This is a genomic window from Cellvibrio sp. (genome assembly GCF_053579595.1).
Genome location: NZ_JBRFPI010000391.1, coordinates 1 through 4,069 on the forward strand (window position 1 = coordinate 1; position 4,069 = coordinate 4,069).

2 protein-coding genes are annotated in these 4,069 nt (G+C 50.7%); one reads left to right on the forward strand and one right to left on the reverse strand.

Annotated features, from left to right (window positions below; translation table 11 throughout):
- Positions 1-2,592 (reverse strand): TonB-dependent receptor (locus ACWA6V_RS18310; RefSeq protein ID WP_449523844.1); only part of this gene is annotated, 2,592 nt, incomplete at its 3' end.
- 259 nt (positions 2,593-2,851) lie between these two features.
- On the opposite strand from ACWA6V_RS18310, the gene ACWA6V_RS18315 reads away from it, so the two are divergent.
- A partial coding sequence (locus tag ACWA6V_RS18315; protein ID WP_449523845.1) for an FAD-binding oxidoreductase occupies positions 2,852-4,069 on the forward strand: 1,218 nt, incomplete at its 3' end.

Sequence of the window (4,069 nt, forward strand, 5' to 3'; positions counted from 1 at the left end):
ACCAGTGAAGTTGTAGGTCTGTGGTGATACACCAATCGCTTGCGCAGGAGCGCCCTGGCCTTCACCTTTCTGATCGATTTTGGTGAAGTTGGCGTTAAAGCCAAGACCTTCAATAATCATATCCAGCGGCTGAACCCAAGTGATTTCCTGACCACGCAATTCAAGATTGCCCGGCGCGTTGACTTGCTGTTGCACCGTCACGGTTGCCACATTTGGGCCACCGCGGCTGTCGATTGCACCGCGCTGCAAATCCGTCAGCGTATCGTAGGGGACGCCCAACTGCAGGAAAGGAATCGTGTTAGTACCCAACACGGTAAAGCCTGTGACTTGCTTATTAAAGAAGGTCACACCCACATAACCTTCATCACCGGTATACCACTCGCCACCGATATCAAAGTTGGTGGACAAATAAGGGCTCAGATTAGGATTGCCTTGGGTCGCTTGCTGGGCAGATGGATCGCTAAATTGGGTCGCTGGCAACATTGCACTGGGATTGGCACGGGTAAGCGTACGCGATGCCGATAAACGCAATTTCACATCATCCATCACATCCAGGGTGGAGTTAAATGATGGAAGGAAGGCGTCATAGCTTGTATCCAGGTTTTGATACTCGCGCACGCCACCGATGGTAACCGGACCAGAAATTAACTGGTCGGTGGTGATATAGCGTGTACCCAGGTTGAACATCAGTGGGCGGGCTGCAACCTCGGTTGCACCATTAATTTCAAGGTAAGCACCGTAAGTTTCTTCATCCACGCCACCGGTGCTTGCGCCGGTGGGTGAACTGTTGTTTTCCGGCGCATTCTTGCTCAGCTCGTGGTAGTTGGTGTCCACCATAAAGCGATCAAAATCAACGGTGATAAATCCGTAGGGGCCGGGCTTGAGATAAGACGCCAACTCTGACTGCGGAATCCCGGAATTGGGGTTCAACCCATTACAAGGCAAACGACCCGTTGCCGGGCTATTGCCATCGGCATCCAAACCATTGCGACACACCACATCCTCCCAGCGCGCGCTGTTATCGCGAGCCGAAATCGTGCGCGATATTTCATCATAGGCCAGACCAAAACGGATATTTTGCACGTCGTCGCCGAAGCGATAATCCACATGCGCGCCGTCTGTTTCCGTAATACGTTTTTCGTTGGCAATATTCAAACGGCCGCCGGTAAACACCCAACCGGCATTAGGGTCATTGAGATCGACATTGGTAGTCACTTGCGGATAATCACCGCCCGTATTCTCATAATTCACTACTGTGCCTTGCCCCATCGGCGTATTGATCAATACGGTGGGCGACTCGCGGAAAAGCTCGCTGCGACTGGAATTGATTTGCACATCCAACTGATGTTCACTACCAAACTCAAAATGGGCGCCCGGATTGGCGTTATAAAAATCCACATCCTCAGAGTAGGGGCGAGCTTCCAGGAAGAACTGGGCGTTAGCAAACGTACCCTTAGTGACGACATTGTTTTCATCCACTTCCATATTCAGCGGAATCAACGAACCAAAACGACCAATCCAGTTCACATCCAAACGATCAAACTCGCGTGATGCATCTGCCCACATCGCATCGAAATAGAATTGGGTTTCATCGGACGGGCGATATTCGAGTGATAACAAACCGGATACACGGTCGCGAGTGCCATCAATATACGAAGGACGACTCAAGCGCGGCAGCAAACCATCACCGATTTGTTGCAAAGTCACATTCGGGTTATTTGCCTGCAGAAAAGCGGCATCCACCACCGTACCGGCAACCAAGCCCGCACCTGCTCCGGCTGGTACAGTTGCTGGTACGTTGATGTTGTTGCCGCCAATCGTATCGCAGGGAGCCGCCGTCGCTGTACCACATTGGGCGGCCGACAAATTCATATTGGACCAACCAATAGTTTCATAACCTTCAGTAGTCGATTTGCTATTCACTCCGGCAAGACCAAACAACACACCGAAATTCTCATTGCGCCAGCTGGTAGTGAACGCCGCACGCGGGCTGGTTTCTTCATTGATCTCGGTGTAAGCCAATTGCCCTTGATAGGTGCTGTGAAAACCTTCGTCTTTGCTATCGAACGGACGCGCGCTGCGCATATTCACCACACCCGCGAGACCACCTTCAAGTGTACTGGCCACTGGTGTTTTGGACACATCGATGCGAGTAAACAACTCGGTGGGGAACAGGTTGAGGTCAACTTCGCGGTTTTGGTTTTGCGAATCAACACTGCCACCCGATGCCACCGCAATCTGCGAACCATTGAGCAGCACCTTGGTAAAGTTGGTACCCAGACCGCGGATGGCGATTTGCAAACCATCGCCATTGATATCGCGGGTCAGTTGAATACCCGGAATACGGCCAATCGATTCAGCGACGTTCAAATCGGGGAATTTACCGATATCTTCCGCAAAAACGGATTCAACCAAACTGGTAGAGGCGCGTTTGGCATTGGTTGCACTCTGCAAACTCGCCTTATAACCCGTAACAACTATCTCTTCGACTTCTTCTTTCTGAGCGGCTTGTTGCGCATGGGCAACACTGGATGCAATCGCCAAACTGAGCAGGCTTAGGGCAAATAATGGACGTGTGTGTGTCGTTCTCATAATCGATTCCCATAGGTTTATTGTTAGATGTCTACTTGTATACATGTACACAAACGAAGCGATGCTAGTACTTGTACACTAGTGTGTCAACAATCACAAAAGACTCCACCAAGAACCGGATCAAGAATGAGTAATGCGGTAGCGGAAAAGATCAATAATGGTCTACACCTCGTATAAGGATTACACCTTAGATCAGGACATTAGATGGGCAAGGGAGTAGAATGCCGCCCCATGAATAGCTGCTGATTTGTGATACTCCATGATTCCACGCATAGACCAAACCTCCCCTGTCCAAGCCCTGTACCTGAACTTTATCAACGCCTTGCGCGAACAGGGTTTTAGCGGTGACCTGAACCCGGACTACGCCAACCGCACGGTGTTGGCAACGGATAACTCCATCTATCAGGTGCTGCCACAAGGTGTGCTCTACCCGCGCGACACTGCTGATCTAGTAAAAATTGCGCGCCTTAGCCAAGAGCCCAAATTTCAATCGGTTGTGCTCAGCCCACGCGGTGGCGGTACGGGCACCAATGGCCAATCGCTCACCGATGGTTTGGTGGTAGACACATCCAAGTACATGAACCAGATTTTGGAGATCAACGTCGAAGAGCGTTGGGTGCGCGTGCAATGTGGCGTGGTGAAAGACCAACTCAATGCCGCAGTCAAACCCCACGGATTATTTTTTGCGCCGGAACTCTCTACCAGTAACCGCGCCACCATCGGCGGCATGATCAATACCGATGCCTCTGGCCAAGGCTCATGCCGCTATGGCAAAACCCGTGATCACGTATTGGAATTAAAAACTGTACTGCTTGATGGCACCGAGTGGACCTCTGCGCCCATCAATGAAAGCGAACTGGAAAATTTATGGAAGCGCGATGACCGCGTCGGTGAAGTTCACCGCATAATCGATGCTATTCAACGCGAGCATCACGCGCTGATCGACGCAAAATTTCCCAAATTAAATCGCTGCCTCACCGGTTATGATTTAGCGCATATCCGCGACGAACAAGGTCGTTTTAATCTCAACAATATTTTGTGTGGCAGTGAAGGTACGCTCGGTTTTATCACCGAAGCTAAAATCAATTTATTGCCCATCCCAAAATACAGCGCGCTGATTAACGTCAACTATCGCGATTTCAACGTCGCCCTGCGCGATGCAACGCAACTGATGACGGCCGAGCCGACTTCCATTGAAACCGTCGATTCAAAAGTATTGAATCTGGCGATGAACGATATCGTATGGCATAGCGTGGCGGAGTTTTTTCCTGCACCGGAAAGCGGTGAAAAAATCCAGGGCATCAACCTGGTTGAATACACGGCAAATTCCGACGATGAATTAAAAGCGGATGTAAAAAAACTGACTGACTTGCTCGACAGCGCAGCGCAGGACACCAACACCGGCCGCATCAGCTACTCCATTGCCTGGGGCAACGACGCTGTAAATAAAATCTGGGGCATGCGCAAAAAAGCCGTA